Origin of the sequence: Pseudomonas sp., assembly GCF_032058845.1 — a bacterium.
Classification (GTDB): Bacteria; Pseudomonadota; Gammaproteobacteria; order Pseudomonadales; family Pseudomonadaceae; genus Aquipseudomonas.
In genome coordinates this window covers 22569-38482 of sequence record NZ_DAMCCR010000032.1, presented here as the reverse complement: position 1 = coordinate 38482, position 15914 = coordinate 22569, and the positions used below count along the sequence as shown (strand labels likewise).

Annotated in this window: 14 protein-coding genes; all 14 read right to left on the bottom strand. The window is 63.0% G+C overall.

Translation table 11 applies throughout. The features are described from left to right. Positions 1–575, bottom strand: a 575-nt coding sequence (locus RT028_RS08710; protein ID WP_312934306.1) for a proton-conducting transporter membrane subunit, incomplete at its 3' end; no start/stop codon positions are given. Positions 576–624: 49 nt separating this feature from the next. Continuing rightward, entirely contained in the window at positions 625–2478 is a 1854-nt protein-coding gene (nuoL, locus tag RT028_RS08705) for an NADH-quinone oxidoreductase subunit L (protein WP_312934305.1), read from the bottom strand. After that, a complete protein-coding gene (gene nuoK, locus RT028_RS08700) occupies positions 2475–2783 on the bottom strand; it encodes an NADH-quinone oxidoreductase subunit NuoK (RefSeq protein ID WP_312934304.1) in 309 nt (102 codons plus the stop codon). Before nuoK ends, nuoL begins: the two co-directional genes overlap by 4 nt. 3 nt (positions 2784–2786) lie before the next feature. Next, the gene (gene nuoJ / locus RT028_RS08695) at positions 2787–3287 is read right to left on the bottom strand and encodes an NADH-quinone oxidoreductase subunit J (protein WP_312934303.1); all 501 of its coding nucleotides are present in this window, start codon (positions 3285–3287) and stop codon (positions 2787–2789) included. Positions 3288–3297: 10 nt separating this feature from the next. Beyond that, positions 3298–3846 carry an NADH-quinone oxidoreductase subunit NuoI gene (gene nuoI / locus RT028_RS08690; RefSeq protein ID WP_312934302.1) on the bottom strand — a complete coding sequence of 183 codons (549 nt, stop codon included), beginning with the start codon at positions 3844–3846 and terminating at the stop codon, positions 3298–3300. A gap of 11 nt (positions 3847–3857) precedes the next feature. Then, complete coding sequence (nuoH, locus tag RT028_RS08685) at positions 3858–4865, bottom strand: NADH-quinone oxidoreductase subunit NuoH (protein ID WP_312934301.1); 1008 nt, start codon at positions 4863–4865, stop codon at positions 3858–3860. Then, the gene (gene nuoG / locus RT028_RS08680) at positions 4862–7576 is read right to left on the bottom strand and encodes an NADH-quinone oxidoreductase subunit NuoG (protein WP_312934300.1); all 2715 of its coding nucleotides are present in this window, start codon (positions 7574–7576) and stop codon (positions 4862–4864) included. Before nuoG ends, nuoH begins: the two co-directional genes overlap by 4 nt. 131 nt (positions 7577–7707) lie before the next feature. Next, complete coding sequence (gene nuoF, locus RT028_RS08675) at positions 7708–9087, bottom strand: NADH-quinone oxidoreductase subunit NuoF (protein WP_312934299.1); 1380 nt, start codon at positions 9085–9087, stop codon at positions 7708–7710. Further along, a complete protein-coding gene (gene nuoE, locus RT028_RS08670; protein ID WP_312934308.1) occupies positions 9084–9587 on the bottom strand; it encodes an NADH-quinone oxidoreductase subunit NuoE in 504 nt (167 codons plus the stop codon). The genes nuoF and nuoE overlap by 4 nt, the downstream gene beginning before the upstream one ends. After that, the gene (gene nuoC, locus RT028_RS08665) at positions 9584–11365 is read right to left on the bottom strand and encodes an NADH-quinone oxidoreductase subunit C/D (RefSeq protein ID WP_312934298.1); all 1782 of its coding nucleotides are present in this window, start codon (positions 11363–11365) and stop codon (positions 9584–9586) included. The genes nuoE and nuoC overlap by 4 nt, the downstream gene beginning before the upstream one ends. A gap of 78 nt (positions 11366–11443) precedes the next feature. Further along, positions 11444–12121, bottom strand: coding sequence for an NADH-quinone oxidoreductase subunit B (locus RT028_RS08660; RefSeq protein ID WP_312934297.1), 678 nt, complete (start codon positions 12119–12121; stop codon positions 11444–11446). 10 nt (positions 12122–12131) lie between these two features. Further along, positions 12132–12545, bottom strand: a complete 414-nt coding sequence (locus RT028_RS08655) for an NADH-quinone oxidoreductase subunit A (protein ID WP_312934296.1) — start codon at positions 12543–12545, stop codon at positions 12132–12134. A 675-nt stretch (positions 12546–13220) separates the two neighbouring features. Beyond that, positions 13221–14546: an isocitrate lyase gene (aceA, locus tag RT028_RS08650; RefSeq protein WP_312934295.1), complete on the bottom strand. Its 1326-nt coding sequence runs from the start codon at positions 14544–14546 to the stop codon at positions 13221–13223. A gap of 485 nt (positions 14547–15031) precedes the next feature. Continuing rightward, positions 15032–15796 (bottom strand): secretin N-terminal domain-containing protein, encoded by a 765-nt coding sequence (locus RT028_RS08645; RefSeq protein ID WP_409567210.1) that lies wholly within the window; start codon positions 15794–15796, stop codon positions 15032–15034. Between the last annotated feature and the right edge of the window lie 118 nt (positions 15797–15914).

Below are 15914 nucleotides of genomic sequence, written 5' to 3'. Positions count from 1 at the left end.
AGGATCGCCACCAGCATGATCAGGCCGCTGGCCTGGGTGAAGATGAAGAACTTGGTCGCGGCATAAATGCGCGTCTTCTTGCCGTCTGCCGAGCTGTGACCCCAGAGCGCGATGAGGAAGTACATCGGCACCAGCATCATTTCCCAGAAGAAGAAGAACAGGAACAGGTCCAGGGCGAGGAACACCCCGACCACGCCGCCCAGGATCCACATCAGGTTGAGGTGGAAGAAGCCGACGTGGGCCTGGATCTCTTTCCAGGAACACAGCACCGAGAGCACGCCGAGCATGCCGGTCAGCAGGATCATCAGCAGCGACAGGCCGTCGAGGGCCAGGTGCAGGCTGATGCCGAAGCGCTGAATCCACTGGACCTTGAATTCCAGGGCCCAGACCGGTTCTGCGCCGGGGGCAGGGGCGAGCGTGTAGTCGCCGTGGGCCCACAGCCACAGGCCGATGCCGAGCAGCAGGGACATGGTCAGCAGCGCGATCCAGCGCGGCAGGGTGGCGCCGAAGCGCTCCGCCAGCCAGCACAGGAGGCCACCGATGAAGGGAATCAGGATCAGCCAAGGCAAAATCATGACGGGTTCGTTTCCTTTCGCAGAGTCGCAAGGTTCGCAAGATTCAGGGTCATACCGCTGCCACCACGACAGCGCCAAGCACCAGGACGGCGCCCAGGGCGATGGAGGCGGTGTACCAGCGCAGTTGGCCGGTCTCGGTCTTGCTCATGGCTACATGGCCGCCGCGCGCCAGGCGCGGGATCAGGCCGATGCTGCGGTCGACCGGGTCTTTGCGCAGCACATGGCTGATCCACAGGTACGGCTTGACGAACAGCTTGTCGTACAGCCAATCGAAGCCCCACGCGGCATACCACCAGGCCGAGAGGAAGCGACCGATGCCGCTGTTGGCCACTGCAGTGACGAAGCGACGCTTGCCGAGGAACAGCATGGCCGCCAGCAGGATGCCGGCGATGGCGATGGCGCCCGAGGCGATTTCCAGGCTGTGTTGCGCTTCACCACCGGCATGCCCGGCGCTTTCCGGCAGTACACCCGCCAGTGGCGGATGAATCCAGGCACCGATGAAGGTCGACAGCACGATCAGCACACCCAGCGGCAAGCCGTGGGCCAGGCCGTGACCGGCATGTGCTTCGGTCTTGGCTTCGCCGTGGAAGGCGATGAAGATCAGGCGGAAGGTGTACAGCGAGGTCATGAACGCACCGACCAGGCCGGCATACAGCAGCCCGCTGTTACCGCTGGCGAACGCTTCCCAGAGGATTTCGTCCTTGGAGTAGAAGCCCACGGTGATGATCGGCAAGGCTGCCAGCGCCGCACCACCGACCAGGAAGCTGGCGTAGGCCAGCGGCAGCTTCTTCCACAGGCCGCCCATCTTGAAGATGTTCTGCTCGTGGTGGCAGGCGTTGATCACCGAGCCCGAGGCAAGGAACAGCAGAGCTTTGAAGAAGGCGTGGGTCATCAGGTGGAAGATCGCGGCCTGCCAGGCACCTACGCCCAACGCCAGGAACATGTAGCCGATCTGGCTCATGGTCGAGTAGGCGAGGATGCGCTTGATGTCCGTCTGTACCAGCGCGGCGAAGCCGGCCAGTACCAGGGTCACGCCACCGACCACGCCCACCAGGTGGAGGATGTCCGGCGCCAGCAGGAACAGACCGTTGGTGCGAGCGATCAGGTACACGCCTGCGGTCACCATGGTCGCGGCGTGGATCAGGGCCGAGACCGGGGTCGGGCCTGCCATCGCGTCAGCCAGCCAGGTCTGCAGCGGCAGCTGGGCGGATTTACCGACCGCGCCGCCGAGCAGCATCAGCGTGGCCAGCACCATCCAGGTATCGCCGGCCTGGAATTTCTGCGGCGCCAGCACCAGCAGCTCCTGCACGTTCAGCGTGCCCAGCTGGGCGAACAGGATGAACAGGCCGATGGCCATGAACACGTCGCCGATGCGGGTGACGATGAACGCCTTCAGTGCAGCGTTACCATTGTTGCGGTTGCTGTAGTAGAAGCCGATCAGCAGGTACGAGCACAGGCCCACACCTTCCCAGCCGAAGTAGATGAACAGCAGGTTATCGCCCAGGATCAGGAACAGCATGCTGGCGATGAACAGGTTGGTGTACGAGAAGAACCGCGAATAGCCGGTATCGCCGCGCATGTACCAAGAGGCGAACAGGTGGATCAGGAAGCCGACGCCAGTGACCACACCCAGCATGGTGACCGACAGGCCATCCAGGTACAGGGTGAAGCTTGGCGCGAAACCGTCCACCGACATCCACTGCCACAGCAGCTGGCTGTAGGCGCCGCCTTCGGGCGGCGCGACGTTGAACTGCCAGATCACGTAAGCGGCCACGGCCGCCGAGAGACCGACCGAGCCGACGCCGATCAGCGCAGAGAGGTTTTCGGAGAACCGCCCGCGGGAGAACGACAGCAGCAGGAAGCCGATCAGGGGAAAGACGAAAGTCAGGAAGAGAAGGTTCATCCGCGCATCTCACTGGCAGCATCGATGTCGAGAGTGTGGAAGCGGCGATACAGCTGCAGCAGGATCGCCAGGCCAATGCTGGCCTCGGCCGCTGCCAGGCTGATCACCAGGATGAACATCACCTGGCCGTCGGGTTGGACCCAACGGGCGCCGGCGACGATGAACGCCAGCGCAGAGGCGTTCATCATGACTTCCAGGCTCATGAGCACGAAGAGAATGTTGCGCCGGACCATGAGGCCGACCAGACCTAGACAGAACAGGATGCCGGCAACCGCCAGACCATGCTCGAGAGGGATAGTACCCATGACTTACTCCTTCGCCTCGTTGCGGCCCAGGTGGAAGGCGGTGACTGCTGCCGCCAGCAGCAGCATCGAGGCCAGCTCGACCACCAGCAGGTAAGGGCCGAACAGGCTGACGCCCACGGCTTTTGCATCGACCGTGGTGCCGCTGATACCGGCCCCGCTCGGGGTCACGAACAGCACATAGAGCAGCTCGGCCAGCAGCAGGCCACCGAGCAGCACAGGGCCTGCCCAGATGCCCGGGGTCAGCCAGCCACGTTCCTGAGCGACCGAGGCCGGCCCCAGGTTGAGCATCATCACCACGAAGACGAACAGCACCATGATGGCGCCGGCGTAGGCGATCACTTCCAGGGCGCCTGCGAACGGTGCGCCGAGGGAGAAGAAGATCATCGCCACCGAGATCAGCGAGATGATCAGGTACAGCAGCGCATGCACAGGATTGGTCCCGGTCACCACCCGAAGGGTGGAGACCACGGCGATCCCGGAGGCGAAGTAGAACGCGAATTCCATCTTTCTGTCCTTATGGGAGCAAGCTCTTCACGTTGATCGGTTCGGCTTCGTTCTGCGCGGCGCCCTTCGGCTTGCCTGCAATCGCCATCCCGGCAACACGGTAGAAGTTGTAGTCAGGGTTCTTGCCCGGGCCGGAGATCAGCAGATCTTCCTTCTCGTAGACCAGGTCCTGACGTTTGAACTCGGCCATCTCGAAATCCGGTGTCAGCTGGATCGCGGTGGTCGGGCACGCTTCCTCGCACAGGCCGCAGAAAATGCAGCGTGAGAAGTTGATACGGAAGAAATCCGGGTACCAGCGGCCGTCTTCGGTCTCGGCTTTCTGCAACGAGATGCAGCCGACCGGGCAGGCCACGGCGCACAGGTTGCAGGCAACGCAACGCTCTTCACCATCCGGGTCACGGGTGAGCACGATGCGCCCGCGGTAGCGCGGCGGCAGGTACACGGCTTCTTCGGGGTATTGCAGGGTGTCGCGCTTGCGAAACCCGTGGGAGAACACCATCGCCAGGCTGCGCAGCTGGGTGCCGGTGCCTTTGACGATGTGGCCGATATATTTGAACATGGGTCAAATCCTCACTGGGCCGCGACGGCTGGCGTGTTGTAGAGCACGATCGCAGCGGTCACCAGCAAATTGATCAGGGTCAGCGGCAGGCAGAATTTCCAGCTGAAATCCATCACCTGGTCATAGCGCGGGCGCGGAATCGAGGCGCGCAGCAGGATGAACAGCATGATGAAGAACGCGGTCTTCAGCGCGAACCACAGGAACGGTACCTGCGGCAGCAGATCGAACGGGCCATGCCAGCCACCGAAGAACAGTGTCACCAGCAGCGCCGACACCAGGATGATGCCGATGTACTCACCGACGAAGAACATGCCCCATTTCATGCCGGCATACTCGATGTGGTAACCGTCGGCCAGTTCCTGCTCCGCTTCCGGCTGGTCGAACGGGTGACGGTGCGTCACGGCCACGCCAGCGATGAAGAAGGTACAGAAGCCGAAGAACTGCGGAATGATGAACCACAGGTTCTGCGCCTGGTACTCGACGATGTCGCGCATGTTGAACGAGCCCACCTGCACCACCACGCCCATCAGCGCCAGGCCCAGGAACACTTCGTACGACACGGTCTGCGCCGACGCCCGCAGGCTGCCGAGCAGGGCGTACTTGTTGTTCGACGACCAGCCGGCGAACAGCACGGCGTATACCGACAGGCCGGCCATGGCGAAGAAGAACAGCAGGCCGATGTTGAGGTCGGCCACGCCCCACAGTGGGGTGATCGGAATCACTGCGAAGGCGATCAGCAGCGCGCTCATGGCCACGACCGGCGCCAGGGTGAAGATGAACCGGTCGACGAAGGGCGGGTTCCAGTCTTCCTTGAAGAACATCTTCAGCATGTCGGCGGCGATCTGGAACATGCCGAACGGGCCAACGCGGTTAGGGCCGTATCGGTCCTGCCACCAGCCCAGCAAGCGGCGTTCGACGAAGCTCAGCAACGCCCCGCAAACGACCACCGCCAGCAGCACCACGATGGCGCGCACGACGCTGAGGATCACATCGATCACTTCAGGGGTGAACCAACTCATTGTGCTGCCTCCTGCAGGCCTTCGACGGTGGCACCGAAGATGGCCGGCGGAATGCCGGCCAGGCCTTTCGGCAACGCGACCAGGCCTGCGCCCAGCGCTTCATGGATACGCAGCGGCAGGCGCAGGGCCACGCCGGCGACGGTCAGGCTGAGCAGTGCACCTTCGTTGACACCCAGGCGGTCGGCTTCGGACTTGCCCAGCGCCACGTAGGCGTCGGGAATGCGCGATTGCACCGGGGCCGCGCGCGAGGAGTTTTCTTCGCTGCCGAACAGGTGGAACAACGGCACGGCTGTCCAGGTGCCGCGCGCCGGGTTGTAAGCACCCGGTACGGCGCTGAACCAGTTCAGACGATCGCCTTGGCTCTCGATCAGACGGATCCCCGGATCACCGGCGCGCAGGTGACCACCGACCTCGTCCTGGAACTTGTTCCAGGCCTGCGGCGAGTTCCACCCCGGCGACCAGGCGAACGGCACCTGCTGGCGGGGTTCGGCTGATCCGGAATAACCTTCCATGGAGAAGGCAAAGGCGGTGTCCTTGTCTTGCGGGGTGCGTGGCTCGTGCACACTGATGTCGGCGCGCATGGCAGTACGACCGGAATAGCGCAGCGGTTCACGGGCCAGCTTCATGCCCTTGATGCGGAACGCTGCGCTCGGTGCTGCATCGACGATGCCGGCCAGTTGCGGCGTGACCCGGGCGCAGGCCTGGGTGACGTGGTCCAGTTGGGTCCAGTCCACCGGCTTGTTCAGCAGGGTCGCGCGCAGGGCATGCAGCCAGCGCCAGCCTTCGTGGATCTTGATGCTGCTGTCCAGGTATTGCGGATCGAACACCTGGAAGAAGCGCTGGGCGCGGCCTTCGAGGCTGACCAGAGTGCCGTCACCTTCGGCGAAGGAGGCGGCTGGGAGCACCAGATGGGCGCGGTCGCTGGTGGGCGTCTTGCTGTGATCCGCAACGATCACCACCTTGGCAGCGGCCAGGGCAGCGTCGACCTTGACGGCCGGCAGGCGGGCGTACAGGTCGTTTTCCAGGATCACCATGGCATCGGCCTTGCCGCTGATCACGGCATCCAGCGCGGCATCGGCGCTGTCGCCACCGAACATGGCCATGCCCAGGCTGTTGGCTTCTGGCACCACCAGGCTCAGCGAGCCGTTTTTCTCACGCAGCTTCAACGCCTTGGCGATGTTGGCGGCGGCTTCGATCAGTGCCGGTTCTGCCAGCGAGGTGCCGGCGATCACCAATGGACGCTGGGCAGCGACCAGGGCGTCGGCGATGCGCTGGGCCAAGGCCGTGGCTTCGTCATCGAGGTTGGCGACAGCCGGGGCGCTTGGGTCGATGGCGTGCGCCACGGCGAAGCCGATGCGCGCCAGGTCGACCGGTGCGGCGTGTACGCATTCCTCGGCGACGTCATCGAGCTTGGTGTCGGTCAGCGAGGCGATGAACAGCGGGTACAGCGCGTGCTGGCCGATGTTCTTCACCGCGGCATCCAGCCAGGGCTGCACTTTCATGCCTTCGGCCATGGCCTCGGCCTTGCCTTTGGTGGCCTGGCGTACGGAAAGCGCAACACGCGCAGCCGTCTGGGTGAGGTCTTCACCCAGCACGAACACGGCGTCGTGGCTTTCGATGTCGCGCAGGGTCGGCACCGGCAGCGGGCTGTTGTTCAGCACGTCCAGGACCAGGCGCACGCGGGCCAGCTCAGCGGCTTCGATGCCGGCGTAGAAGTACTCGGCACCGACCAGCTCGCGCAGGCCGTAGTTGCTTTCCAGGCTGGCACGGGGCGAACCGATGCCGACGATGGTGCGACCGCGCAGCAGGTCCGCGGCCTTGTCCAGCGCAGCGTCCAGTGACAGCGTGGTGCCGTCGGCCAGGCGCGGCTGGCGCGGGCGGTCCTTGCGGTTGACGTAGCCGTAGCCGAAGCGGCCACGGTCGCAGAGGAAGTACTGGTTCACCGAACCGTTGAAGCGGTTCTCGATGCGGCGCAATTCGCCGTAGCGCTCACCCGGGCTGATGTTGCAGCCGCTGGAGCAGCCGTGGCAGATGCTCGGGGCGAACTGCATGTCCCACTTGCGGTTGTAGCGCTCGGAGTGGGTCTTGTCGGTGAACACGCCGGTCGGGCAGACCTCGGTGAGGTTGCCGGAGAACTCGCTTTCCAGCACGCCGTCTTCGACGCGGCCGAAATAGACGTTGTCGTGCGCGCCGTACACGCCCAGGTCGGTACCGCCGGCGTAGTCCTTGTAATAGCGCACGCAGCGATAGCAGGCGATGCAGCGGTTCATCTCGTGAGCGATGAACGGGCCGAGGTCCTGGTTCTGGTGGGTGCGTTTGGTGAAGCGGTAGCGGCGCTCGTTGTGACCGGTCATCACGGTCATGTCTTGCAGGTGGCAATGACCGCCTTCCTCGCACACGGGGCAGTCGTGCGGGTGGTTGGTCATCAGCCATTCGACGACGCTGGCGCGGAACGCCTTGGATTCTTCGTCTTCGATCGAGATCCAGCTGCCGTCGGAGGCGGGGGTCATGCAGGACATGACGATACGACCACGGGTGTCGTTCTCGTCGGTGTACTGCTTGACCGCGCATTGCCGGCAGGCGCCGACGCTACCGAGCGCCGGGTGCCAGCAGAAATAAGGGATGTCGAGGCCAAGCGACAGACAGGCCTGTAACAGGTTGTCTGCACCGTTGACTTCGAGCGCTTTGCCGTCTACGTGGATAGTGGCCATGGTTCAAAGTTCTTCGTTGGCCCGCGTGAGCAGGCGTGGCTAATGGAAATCGGTTTGCCGCTGGCCTTCCTCGAAGGGTTCGGGTCGGCCAGTGGGCAGGCGCTGACCAGGGTCAGGCGCCGTTCATCTTGTTATGCGCCGACCACCACCGGACCTGCCGGCAGCGGTTTGGCGAGGTTCGGGCTCAAGGTGGCGCCTGCCGCAGCAGGGGCGACACCGGCCTCGAACTCCGAGCGGAAGTACTTGATGGCGCTGCCCAGCGGCTCGACGGCACCCGGTGCGTGAGCACAGAAGGTGCGGCCTGGGCCGAGGAAGTTGACCAGCCCGAGCAGGGTCTCGATGTCCTGCGCGCTGCCTTGACCGCGCTCCAGGGCGCGCAGCATCTTCACGCTCCAGGGCAGACCGTCACGGCACGGCGTGCACCAGCCGCAGGATTCACGGGCGAAGAATTCTTCCATGTTGCGCAGCAGCGAGACCATGTTGACGCTGTCGTCCACCGCCATCGCCAAGCCGGTGCCCATGCGAGTGCCGACCTTGGCGATGCCACCGGCATACATCTGCGCATCGAGGTGCTCGGGGAGCAGGAAGCCGGTGCCGGCGCCGCCTGGCTGCCAGCACTTGAGCCGGAAGCCATCGCGCATGCCACCGGCATAGTCTTCGAACAGCTCGCGGGCGGTGACGCCGAACGGCAGCTCCCACAGGCCAGGGTTCTTCACCTTGCCGGAGAAGCCCATCAGCTTGGTGCCGTGGTCTTCGCTGCCTTCGCGGGCCAGGGCCTTGTACCAGTCGTTGCCGTTGGCGACGATGGCCGGCACGTTGCACAGGGTCTCGACGTTGTTCACGCAGGTTGGCTTGCCCCACACACCGACGGCGGCAGGGAAGGGCGGCTTGGAGCGCGGGTTGGCGCGGCGGCCTTCGAGGGAGTTGATCAGTGCGGTTTCTTCACCACAGATATAACGCCCGGCGCCGGTGTGCACGAACAGCTCGAAGTCGAAGCCCGAGCCGAGAATGTTCTTGCCCAGCAGGCCCGCAGCCTTGGCTTCGTCGATGGCGCGGTTGAGGTTCTTCGCCGCCGTGGTGTACTCGCCACGCAGGAAGATGTAGCCGCGGTAGGCCTTCAGCGCACGGGCGCTGATCAGCATGCCTTCGATCAGCAGATGGGGCTGTTGCTCCATCAGCATGCGGTCTTTCCAGGTGTTGGGCTCCATTTCATCCGCGTTGCACAGCAGGTAGCGGATGTTCATGGATTCGTCTTTGGGCATCAGGCCCCACTTCACCCCGGTGGGGAAGCCGGCGCCACCGCGGCCCTTGAGCCCGGAGTCCTTGACGTTCTGCACGATTTCATCGGGCGACAGCTGGGCCAGCGCGGTGCGCGCAGCGGCATAGCCGTTCTTGCTCTGGTACTCGCTGAGCCACACCGGTTCGCCGTCTTCGCGCAGGCGCCAGGTCAGCGGGTGGGTCTCGGCGCTGCGCGCGATGCGGTTGGCCGGGCCGAAGGAAGTGATGGTCATGCGTAACCCTCCAGCAGCTTGGAGACGCCAGCAGGCTGCACGTCGCCAAAGGTGTCGTCGTCGATCATCAGCGCCGGGGCCTTGTCGCAGTTGCCCAGGCAGCACACCGGCAGCAGGGTGAAACGCCCATCGCTGGTGGTCTGGCCCAGACCGATGCCCAGTTCGCTCTGGATCTGGCTGACGACCGATTCATGGCCGCCGATGTAGCAGACCATGCTGTCGCAGACGCGGATGATGTGGCGGCCGACCGGCTGGCGGAAGATCTGGCTGTAGAAGGTGGCCACACCCTCGACGTCGCTGGCCGGAATGCCGAGCACCTCGCCAATGGCATAGATGGCGCCATCGGGCACCCAGCCACGGGCCTTCTGCACGATCTTCAGGGCCTCGATGGACGCCGCGCGCGGGTCCTCGTAGTGGTGCATCTCGTGCTCGATGGCCGAGCGCTCGGCTTCGCTCAGGGCGAAACGGTCAGTCTGGATAAGCGTGTTGTTCATGCTCAGCGGTCCACGTCAGCCATAACGAAGTCGATACTGCCCAGATACGCAATGAGGTCGGCGACCATGCTGCCTTTGATCACCGAAGGGATCTGCTGCAGGTGCGGGTAGCTCGGGGTGCGGATGCGGGTGCGGTAGCTCATGGTGCCGCCGTCGCTCGTCAGGTAGTAACTGTTGATGCCCTTGGTCGCTTCGATCATCTGGAACGACTCGTTGGCCGGCATGACCGGGCCCCACGACACTTGCAGGAAGTGCGTGATCAGGGTCTCGATGTGCTGCAAGGTGCGCTCTTTGGGCGGCGGCGTGGTCAGCGGGTGATCCGCCTTGTACGGGCCTTCGGGCATGTTGCGCAGGCACTGGTCGATGATGCGGATGCTCTGGCGCATCTCTTCCACACGGACCATGCAGCGGTCGTAGGCATCGCCGTTGTGCGCCAGCGGCACTTCGAACTCGAAGTTCTCGTAGCCCGAGTACGGGCGCGCCTTGCGCAGGTCGAAGTCGCAGCCGGTGGAGCGCAGGCCGGCACCGGTGGTGCCCCACTCGAGCGCTTCCTTGGTGTTGTAGGCGGCAACGCCGATGGTGCGGCCCTTGAGGATGCTGTTCTGCAGCGCAGCCTTGGTGTACTCGTCGAGGCGTTTGGGCAGCCAGTCGACGAAGTCCTTGACCAGCTTGTCCCAGCCGCGCGGCAGGTCGTGGGCGACACCGCCGATGCGGTACCAGGCCGGGTGCAGGCGGAAACCGGTGATCGCTTCGATCACGGTGTAGGCGCGTTGACGGTCGGTGAAGGTGAAGAACACCGGGGTCATGGCGCCGACGTCCTGGATGTAGGTACCCAGGAACAGCAGGTGGCTGGTGATGCGGAAGAATTCGGCGAGCATGATGCGAATCACGTCGACTTTCTGCGGCACCTGAATCCCGGCCAGCTTTTCGACCGCCAGCACGTACGGCAGGTTGTTCATCACCCCGCCGAGGTAGTCGATGCGGTCGGTGTAGGGAATGAAGCTGTGCCACGACTGGCGCTCGGCCATCTTCTCGGCGCCACGGTGGTGGTAGCCGATGTCGGGCACGCAGTCGACGATCTCTTCGCCGTCCAGTTGCAGGACGATACGGAACGCGCCGTGCGCGGACGGGTGGTTGGGGCCCAGGTTGAGGAACATGTAGTCCTCGTTGGCGCCCTGACGCTTCATGCCCCAGGCTTCCGGGTTGAAGCGCGCCGATTCTTCTTCGAGCTGCTGCTTGGCCAGGGTCAGGCTGTAGGGGTCGAATTCGGTGGCGCGCGCCGGATAGTCCTTGCGCAGCGGGTGACCTTCCCAGGTCGGCGGCATCATGATGCGGCTCAGGTGCGGGTGGCCGGCAAAGTCGATGCCGAACATGTCCCACACTTCGCGCTCGTACCAGTTGGCGTTGGGCCAGATGCTGGTGATCGACGGCAGGTTCAGGTCGCCCTCGCTGAGCGAGACCTTGATCATCACGTCGCTGTTACGTTCGATCGACATCAGGTGGTAGAACACGCTGAAGTCAGCCGCTGGCAGGCCGCGGCGCTGGGTACGCAGGCGCTCGTCGACACCGTGCAGGTCGTACAGCATGCTGTAGGGCTTGGCCACGCCGCGCAGGAAGCTCAGGATTTCCTTGAGCTGGGCGCGCTTGACCCACAGCACCGGCATGCCGGTGCGGGTTTCCTGGGCGACGAAGGCGTCGGCCCCGAAACGGTTGTGCAGTTCGACGACCACATCTTGGTCGTCAGCCTTGTAAGGCGGAATGTAAATAGCGGTGTCCGCTGTCATGGTCTCGGTCGCTTTCGGTCAACGTAGAGAATGAAGCCAGGCCGCCGGCTCCAGGGGAGCGGGCGGCAGGTCGCTGGATCAGACTTCGTCGGGGCTGCGCAGGTTGGTTACCGCGATACGCTGTTCGCGGCGCAGATCTTTCTGCGCCGGCATCTCGGCACGGTAGATACCTTGATCGCCCACGACCCAGGACAGCGGGCGTCGCTCCTGGCCAATCGATTCCTGCAGCAGCATCAAGCCTTGCAGGAACGCTTCGGGGCGAGGCGGGCAGCCTGGCACATAGACGTCCACAGGGAGGAACTTGTCGACCCCCTGAACGACCGAGTAGATGTCGTACATGCCGCCGGAGTTGGCGCACGAACCCATGGAGATGACCCACTTGGGTTCGAGCATCTGCTCATACAGGCGCTGAATGATCGGCGCCATCTTGATGAAGCAGGTACCGGCGATGACCATGAAGTCGGCCTGACGCGGCGATGCCCGGATCACTTCCGCACCGAAGCGGGCGATGTCGTGGGGCGCCGTGAAGGCCGTGGTCATTTCCACGTAGCAGCAGGACAGGCCGAAGTTGTACGGCCAGAGGGAGTTCTTGCGACCCCAGTTGACGGCGCCACGCAGCACATCCTCGAGTTTCCCCATGTAGATGTTCTTGTGGACCTGATCCTCCAGCAGCTGATCGGTTACGGTTTCCCGTTCGCCGACCGGATACTGCTCGTTGGGCGCATCTGGATCGATCTTGGTGAGCGTGTATTGCATTGCCAAAGCCTCATTGTTTCAGCTTCGCTTGCCGCTTGCGGCGTGCTTCCGGTGCCCAGTCAAGAGCCCCCACGCGCCATAGGTAGACAAGACCTGCCAACAGAATTGCTATGAAAACGAGTGCTTCGACGAATCCGGTCCAGCCGCTTTCGCGGACGGACACAGACCAGGCAAAGAGAAAGAGGGCTTCGATATCGAAGATCACGAACAGCATCGCGACCAGATAGAATTTGGCCGACAGCCGCAGACGCGCGCCGCCGGTGGGCAACATGCCGGATTCGAACGGTTCGTTCTTGGCGCGGCCCCAGGCTTTGCTGCCCAGCAGGCTCGACAGGCCGAGCATGAACGCACACAAGCCGACGACACCGAGAAGGAAGATGGCCAAGCCCCAGTTGTGGGCGATCAGTCCTGTCGAATCGGGCATGCTGAATTCCTTATACAGAGCTCAGGCTCTGCAAACTGAAAATAATGTGAGCGGCGACGTGGTGTCGCAGGAGCAGTGACGAAATGTCGCAGCTGGAGCAATCGAGCTGATTTTATGGGTAAACCCTATGCAAGTAAATTTACTGTGGCAAATTTATTCGTAGGATTAAGAACAAAAAGCCCTTGTAACTGGCTGTACACCCTGAGTTTCGGGGTTTGGCCCTATATCCCTGTAATTATCTTTTTGGGTAGTTGTAATGAATTGCCAATGTGTAATGATAATTAATATCATCTGAACAAAGCCTGATTCTTTTACTTGGTTATTGCGCATCTAAGTTGATTTTTATTCAGCGCCAGGTGCCACGGCGCAAAAGGCTGCAGTTCTACAGGTAAACGCATGGGCGGGTGCCGCGCTGGATCAATGAATCGACGATCGAGCGTCGATTCAGCCGCGCATCGGGGTGCAAGCCTGCAGAGACGTGAGCGGGACATGGGTAGCCCTTGCTTCGTTGTTGTTCGCCAAGCATAGCTGCTATCGGCCATTGCGCTCGCGCCGGTGGCGATTGAGTCGGGGGGGATGACGACTGGTGCGCAGTAGAGGTGGGGTCATTGAAAAGCCCGGAACGCTCTCGCGGTCCGGGCTTTTTATCGCTGCGGTCGATTGTCGCCGCCGCAATCAGTGGAACTGCTCTTCCTCGGTAGACCCGGTCAGTGCAGTGACGGACGAAGCGCCGCCCTGGATCACCGTGGTCACGTCATCGAAATAGCCGGTGCCCACTTCCTGCTGGTGCGCCACGAAGGTATAGCCCTTGCTGGCGTCGGCAAACTCCTGCTCCTGCAGCTTGACGTAGGCCGTCATGTCGTTGCGGGCGTAGTCGTGGGCCAGGTTGAACATGCCGTGCCACATGTTGTGAATACCCGCCAGGGTGATGAACTGGTGCTTGTAGCCCATGGCCGACAGTTCGCGCTGGAACTTGGCGATGGTGGCGTCGTCGAGGTTCTTCTTCCAGTTGAACGACGGCGAGCAGTTGTACGACAGCAACTGATCCGGGTACTCCTTCTTGATCGCTTCGGCGAAGCGGCGTGCTTCGGCCAGATCCGGCTTGGCGGTTTCGCACCAGATCAAGTCGGAGTAGGGCGCATAGGCAAGGCCCCGGGCGATGGCCTGGTCAAGACCCGCGCGCACCTTATAGAAGCCTTCGCGGGTACGCTCGCCGATCACGAACGGTTGATCGTACGGGTCGCAGTCGCTGGTCAGCAGGTCAGCGGCGTTGGCATCGGTACGCGCCAGGATGATGGTCGGCACGCCGGCAACGTCGGCGGCCAGGCGCGCAGCGACCAGTTTTTGTACCGCTTCCTGGGTCGGTACCAAGACCTTGCCGCCCATATGGCCGCATTTCTTCACCGAGGCCAGTTGGTCTTCGAAATGAACGCCCGCCGCGCCCGCCTCGATCATGTTCTTCATCAGCTCATAGGCGTTGAGCACACCGCCGAAGCCCGCTTCGGCGTCGGCCACGATCGGTGCGAAATAGTCGATGTAGCCGTCGTCGCCTGGATTCTTGCCGGCTTTCCACTGGATCTGGTCGGCGCGGCGGAACGAGTTGTTGATGCGCTTGACCACCGTGGGCACCGAGTCGACCGGGTACAGCGATTGGTCGGGATACATGGATTCGGCGGAGTTGTTGTCGGCGGCCACCTGCCAGCCCGACAGGTAGATCGCCTGAATGCCGGCCTTGACCTGCTGCACGGCCTGGCCGCCGGTGAGAGCGCCCATGCAGTTGACGAAGTCTTTGTCGGGGCGGAAGGAAGGGTGAGCGCCCTGGGTGACCAGTGTCCAGAGTTTCTCGGCGCCGGCTCGGGCCAGGGTGTGTTCGGGTTGCAGCGAGCCACGCAGGCGAACGACATCGGCGGCGGTGTAGGTACGGGTCACGCCTTTCCAGCGCGGGTTCTCGGCCCAGTCTTTCTCGAGGGCTGCAATTTGCTGTTCGCGTGTCAGTGCCATGGGAAAAAACCTCGTCGCATCAGTCATGTGAAATAGGTGCTGGGCTCGGCACGCGCTTCAGGGACAGGGCAACCACCAACGTTCGAGGCATTGTGCTGGTCAAGACGGATGTTCCGAGGACGCGCTGCAGGTGGGCTGAATGGGCTGGGCAGGTTGGCTCGTGGATGCCGTGCTGCGGTTGCGCTATTCGGTACCAGTGGCTGCGGTGATGCGCTTGCGTCCTTCGAACACCTTCTCCAGTGCAGTCACAATCCCGTCGAACCGCCTTGTGGGCTGGCTGGACACGCAGCGTCTCCGGGGTAACGGAGGCCTGCTGCGAAGGCCCCGTGCAGGGCCCCTGATGAGCGGGAGCGGGGCCATCATGCCTAGCGCAAAAACACCCTGTCAACGACTTTGTAGTGGTTTTTATGTGGCACTACATCTTTGGTCTAATACGACTTGCCGGTCAGTTTCAGGGCCTTTGGTCGCGCTTTCTGGTCTGCTGATCATTCCACCAGATCAACTTTGACACGTACGGTCATGTTCTCGCCGCGCTGCGTGCTGTACGTAACCTGCGAATCACCCTGATCCGCGCGACTCTGCTGATCGAAACCGGCCAGCGTGATCCATTCGCCGAGGTTGCCGGTCAGGGTCGTGTCGCTGCTCTGTACCTTCACTACATCAGCACGTTCGGTGCTGATACGGTCATGATTGTTGCTGATTTGCAGATGAACCGTGTTGCCACTGACGCTGGCGGTGACGTAGAAACCCTGGGTGACGTTGCGGTACTGCGTGTTGCTCTGCAGGCGGCCATAACTGTCTGTCGCGCTGCTGGTGATGGGGATGCTCTGGCCCACTTGAATCAGCGCCGGCTGCCCTTCGCTGGCGCGGATCTGTTGGAGCCCGCCTTCGCGATTGCTGGTGCCGTACTGGATCACTCGACTGCTGCCGCGGTTGTCCTGATAGCTGCTGTCGCTGTTGTCGACGCTGATCAGCAGGCGCTTGGGGGCGGTGTCGAGCTGTTGCAGCAGGGCACGCAGTTCGTCGATGCGATTCTGCGGGGCGTTGACCACCAGTTTGTCCTCGAACGCATTGACCGAGCCGTCATTGCCGATGAACGCCTGGGCAGTGGGCAGCAACTGCGCGCTGGTGCGGTGCTGCAAGGGCACGACTTCGGTCGCCGCCTGGCAGGTCAGGCTGCTGGCCAGGAGCAGGGTGGCGAGGCAGGTTCTTCGCAGCATGGGGCCGATCTCCGGAGGTAGAGCCTGCATGATGGCAAACTTGACGACGGCGCGCCTGCCCGCCGTTGTGTCTGACCTCAGGGTGTCGGTAACGGGTAGTCGGTGGCTGACAAATTCCGTAACATTGCGCTCCTTTCTGCTTGCGCGG

Coding starts and splice junctions, on each gene's coding strand:
- nuoG (WP_312934300.1), bottom strand. CDS start 7,576: ATGGCCACTATCCACGTAGACGGCAAAGCGCTCGAAGTCAACGGTGCA.
- RT028_RS08660 (WP_312934297.1), bottom strand. CDS start 12,121: ATGCAATACACGCTCACCAAGATCGATCCAGATGCGCCCAACGAGCAG.
- nuoL (WP_312934305.1), bottom strand. CDS start 2,478: ATGAACCTTCTCTTCCTGACTTTCGTCTTTCCCCTGATCGGCTTCCTG.
- aceA (WP_312934295.1), bottom strand. CDS start 14,546: ATGGCACTGACACGCGAACAGCAAATTGCAGCCCTCGAGAAAGACTGG.
- nuoC (WP_312934298.1), bottom strand. CDS start 11,365: ATGACAGCGGACACCGCTATTTACATTCCGCCTTACAAGGCTGACGAC.
- RT028_RS08655 (WP_312934296.1), bottom strand. CDS start 12,545: ATGCCCGATTCGACAGGACTGATCGCCCACAACTGGGGCTTGGCCATC.
- nuoK (WP_312934304.1), bottom strand. CDS start 2,783: ATGGGTACTATCCCTCTCGAGCATGGTCTGGCGGTTGCCGGCATCCTG.
- nuoI (WP_312934302.1), bottom strand. CDS start 3,846: ATGTTCAAATATATCGGCCACATCGTCAAAGGCACCGGCACCCAGCTG.
- nuoH (WP_312934301.1), bottom strand. CDS start 4,865: ATGAGTTGGTTCACCCCTGAAGTGATCGATGTGATCCTCAGCGTCGTG.
- RT028_RS08645 (WP_409567210.1), bottom strand. CDS start 15,796: ATGCAGGCTCTACCTCCGGAGATCGGCCCCATGCTGCGAAGAACCTGC.
- nuoJ (WP_312934303.1), bottom strand. CDS start 3,287: ATGGAATTCGCGTTCTACTTCGCCTCCGGGATCGCCGTGGTCTCCACC.
- nuoF (WP_312934299.1), bottom strand. CDS start 9,087: ATGACCATCACTTCCTTCGGCCCGGCCAACCGCATCGCGCGCAGCGCC.